At 44.7% G+C, this 4,332-nt stretch carries 5 protein-coding genes; 2 read left to right on the forward strand and 3 right to left on the reverse strand.

The features are described 5' to 3' along the window. The 3 genes from MSA64_RS10435 to MSA64_RS10445 all read right to left on the reverse strand — a co-directional run. On the reverse strand, window positions 1–790 hold a 790-nt coding region (locus MSA64_RS10435), incomplete at its 3' end, for an NAD(P)/FAD-dependent oxidoreductase (RefSeq protein ID WP_287891540.1). A gap of 16 nt (window positions 791–806) precedes the next feature. Next, window positions 807–2,306: an aryl-sulfate sulfotransferase gene (locus tag MSA64_RS10440; RefSeq protein WP_287891541.1), complete on the reverse strand. Its 1,500-nt coding sequence runs from the start codon at window positions 2,304–2,306 to the stop codon at window positions 807–809. Window positions 2,307–2,337: 31 nt separating this feature from the next. After that, window positions 2,338–2,673 carry a thioredoxin family protein gene (locus MSA64_RS10445; protein ID WP_287891542.1) on the reverse strand — a complete coding sequence of 112 codons (336 nt, stop codon included), beginning with the start codon at window positions 2,671–2,673 and terminating at the stop codon, window positions 2,338–2,340. A gap of 184 nt (window positions 2,674–2,857) precedes the next feature. Between MSA64_RS10445 and MSA64_RS10450 the strand changes: the two genes are divergently transcribed. Beyond that, entirely contained in the window at window positions 2,858–3,700 is an 843-nt protein-coding gene (locus tag MSA64_RS10450; RefSeq protein ID WP_287891543.1) for a tyrosine-type recombinase/integrase, read from the forward strand. Window positions 3,701–3,702: 2 nt separating this feature from the next. Beyond that, a partial coding sequence (locus MSA64_RS10455) for an IS91 family transposase (RefSeq protein WP_287891544.1) occupies window positions 3,703–4,332 on the forward strand: 630 nt, incomplete at its 3' end.

Raw genomic sequence — 4,332 nt, forward strand, 5'->3', positions numbered from 1 at the left:
CCAGACTGGTTTCTCCGGTTTCGTCTGCTTTCACATAGCCTGCCGGGTCCAGTTCCACCAGATCCTTTACCAGTGCCGTCTGCGGAACCGATCCGAAGGCTACGAATACGCCATCTACATCGATCACTGTTCCGTCTTCCAAAGCAACACCTGTCACTTTCGCTTTTCCGGTGATTTCTTTCACCTGATGTTCCAGTACAAACGTGACATTCTCTTTTTCTTTCAGTTTTTCTACTGTAACGACTGCGCCACGAAACTCTTTTCTTCTGTGGATCACATACACCTGCTCCGCCAGACCTGCCAGATAAGCGGCATCATCCAGTGCGGTATCTCCGCCGCCGAGCACGGCAACTTTTTTGCCCCGGTAAAAGGATCCGTCGCAGATTGCACAGTAGGAAACGCCTTTTCCCACATATTCTTTTTCTCCCGGAATATCAGCCCTCCGTGGGGATACTCCCGCTGCATAGATCACGGTCTTTGATTCGATCACAGAACTGTCTGAGAAGGTCATCTGAAACTGTCCGGACTCTTCTTTTTGGATCCTGGTCACTTCCTGTTCCAGAAATTCGACTTCGAGTTTTACGGCATGTTCCCGGAATGTCTCTCCCAGATCATACCCGCTGATTCCCGGCATTCCCAGATAGTTGTCTACCCGACCGCTCTCTGCGATCTGTCCGGTTCCTTCATATTCTTTTTCTATCACTATAGCTGACAGGTTTGCCCGCTTCGCATAGATCGCTGCGCTTAAACCTGCCGGGCCGCTGCCGATGATACTTACATCATATACCATATCTTTCGTTTCCTTATTATTCTTCTTTCAGATCGCCCTTCTTTACAGAAGCCACGCAGAAGTCCAGTCTCTCTTCATCACTGTCTTCGTCATCCCCATTCATGCCTGTTACACTGGATCGGTTCGGATCCACCCCTGCAACTACGGTTACCTTTCCGGTTCCTGCTCCTTTGGATGCTCCCGGTACACGGAAGGTTTCCACATCCAGCGGTTCGATAGATACTTCTTCTGCATGTGTTGCCTGCGGTACCCATTCGTATGGTGTGCGGTATGCACGGTAAACCATGTTCATCTTGAAATTTCCGCCGATATTTTTAAAGTAAGGGTTCACATATTCCCATACGATCTCATGTTCCGGTGTCACTTCGATCAGATGTCCGTCTGATCCTTCGGTGATCAGTGTGTTGCCGTTTGGCAGTCGCTGTGCAGAACTGATGTAGGAACTGTAAAACTTGGAAGCATCGGTAAATAACAGGTTTCCTGCTTCCAGTGGGGTGTACTGCCAGATGATCTCCAGTGTGATCGGATCAAATTCCAGAACACGGGAGTAATCTCTGTGTGCGTTGTTGTTACCGGTCGGTGCGGACGGGTTCGGATTACCATAACCACCTTCACCACCGTTATCGAATACCAGCAGATTGCCTTCTCCCGGCAGACCCTTCGGAATCATGTGGAAATGATGCTGGCCGATGATCCATCCCAGTTTGCGAAGCTCTTTCGTTTTAGAAAAATCAGGTCCGATCTGCCATACGATTTCTCCGGTTTTCTTGCTGATGATCGCCAGAATATTTGCATTTCTCGCATCAAAGATCAGGTTGTCCGGATGGAATCTCTCATCTCCCGCATCGTACCATTTGTTCTCTCCGAGAACAGATACGCAGTTAATGTGCATCCAGTCACCACCGGCTTCTCCGTGAAGTCCCGGATTACGGAACAGAACATTTTTTGCAGCTTCATCAAAATCAAATTCTTCAAAATGATCAGAAGCACGCCAACTCCACAGAATATTCCCTTCCCAGTCTACTTCGATGATCTTGTCATCGATCAGTTTTTTATCGGAAATCTCATGATTGTATACATTTTCATGGGTCAGGATGATGGTATTTCCACTGTCGGTTTTCGTTTCGCCGCCCGGATAATAATATCCGACAGTATTTCCTTCTCTCTGGTAATCGTGATGCTGTCTTGCCTGCCAGGTCGGTTCTTTTCCCGGATCTGCGATCAGTTCTGTGTGATCGAATTTCCAGACGATATTTCCGTCATAATCCACCTGCACCAGATCCAGCTGATCCTGATATGCATATTTTCCACCACGCTCTCCGGTAGTTCCCATTACATACCCACCCGGAAGGATCTTGTTCGGAAATCCGCCAAGGCCTGCCCACAGATTCACTTCGTTTCCGTTCATATCGATCAGAAGCGCTCCTTTTGCGGATGGATAAATTGTGTATCCGTTATACGCTTTCTCTTTGTTATATGCTAAAACTCCTGTTGGAAATACAGTTGGATAACCCATATTCTTTTACCTCCTGCGATCTGTTTTTTCTCTATGCCAGTTTTTTAATCTCTTCCTGAATGATCAGCGGATGAACCTCACCCACCAGTCTGTTTTTTATCTCTCCGTTTTTGATAAACAACAATGTCGGTACTGCCGAGATATCAAATCTGCTCTGTAACAGTGCTTCCTGATCAATGTTGCATTTTCCGAAGAATACATCGTCTCCTTTTTCTTCGGAAAGTTTATTTAATGCACCTGCCAGCTTCTTACAGTGGCTGCATGCGGTGGTGTAGAACTCTACAACCACCGGTTGAACAAAATCGCTGCGCGATGGCCTGCCGAGGCTGTGGCGCAGCTTTCTTTTTCTCAATAATAAAATAGGCAATGGCAATTCTTACCATCATTTGATATTGTAAAGTTACCACACAAAACAATTCAATACAGAAAGACACCACTGCCTATGAAAAGAATACCATTTGACCGCTTTTCTGACAAGCGGTTTTATTATGCCAATGCGCCTCCATGTAAGCAGGGTTTCTCATTAACTACTTTACATGGAGGATTTTATTATGTACGATGAAATATTTAGCCAGATTACAAATGCTGCAAACAAACGGAATCTAAGAGATTCTACTATTCATGCATACTGTACAAGTGTTGCTCACTTTTTAAAATATACAGATAAGCCAATAGATGCTCTGACAACAGATGATGTTGACACATTTCTGATCCAAAAAAGACTTTCCGGGATTTCACCGGAAACATACAACCACTATCATTCCGGTATTCGTTTCTTTTATAAAAAAGTATTAAAGATGAATTGGGATGACGATGATATCCCACGTATGAAAAGAGACAGGAGCCTGCCAACCGTACTTACGAAAGCAGAGATATCAGCGATTCTTGATGCAACGCCAAACCTGAAACATAAAGCCATGATTGCTACAATGTATTCAGGTGGTCTTCGGGTATCAGAAGTCACGCACCTTCACTATGAGGATATTTCACGCACCAATAAAACAATACACATCCGTGATGGCAAAAGCCGCTTTGACCGTTATACCTTACTTGCTGACCGTACACTTGAGATACTTACAGAATACTGGTTTAAATGTGGAAGACCAAAAGGAATTCTGTTTCCAAGTTCATGGACAGGGAATTATCTTGTGAGGGACAGTGTCATTCAGTTCTTCCGTGAAAGCGCAAAAAGGGCTGGAATTCAGAAACATGTCTCTACACACTGTTTGCGCCATAGTTTCGCAAGCCATCTGTTTGAAGCCGGGTGTGACGTGAAATACATTCAGGCCCTTTTGGGACACCGCGATCCAAGGTCAACAGAGATTTATCTTCATGTAAGCAATAAGACTCTGCTCGGTATTAAAAGCCCATTTGATGAGATGGGTGGTGAGTAATCGTGGAAAAATCATGTACGATACAGGATGTCTTTGAACGGTTTTATCCTGTTTATGAAAAAACACATGAGCTTCCTGCTCACCACAGAAAAGCAGCTTTTCACATCATGAACTGTAAAACCGGGGCTTTTGGTGTGAATATCAGTGTCTGTGAGGAATGCGGCTGTATCAGTGTTCACAACAATTCATGCAGAAGCAGGTGTTGCCCCATGTGCCAGGAGTTTCCAAAAGAAAAATGGATCGATGCGCAAAAGGAGAATGTATTGGATGCACCTTATTATCATGTGGTATTCACGGTCCCTGAGGAATTGCATCCTATCATTTATAGCAATCAGAAACTTCTGTATGATGCACTGTATCATGCTGCATCATCTACTCTGAACGAGCTGGCGAAAGATTCAAAGTATCTGGGAGCTGACATCGGATATATCTGTATTCTTCATACATGGGGTTCTGCAATGAATTATCATCCTCATATCCATACCATTGTTCTAGGTGGCGGACTTGATAAGGACAACAAATGGAAAGATACCGGTGGGAAGTTTTTTCTCCCGTATGGGGTCATTGCAAAAGTGTTCCGTGGAAAATATTTGTGCGAATTAAAAAGCCTGTGGAATGATTCAAAGCTTGAG

The sequence above is a fragment of the Oliverpabstia sp. genome (assembly GCF_022785585.1).
GTDB classification, from domain to species: Bacteria; Bacillota; Clostridia; order Lachnospirales; family Lachnospiraceae; genus Oliverpabstia; species Oliverpabstia intestinalis.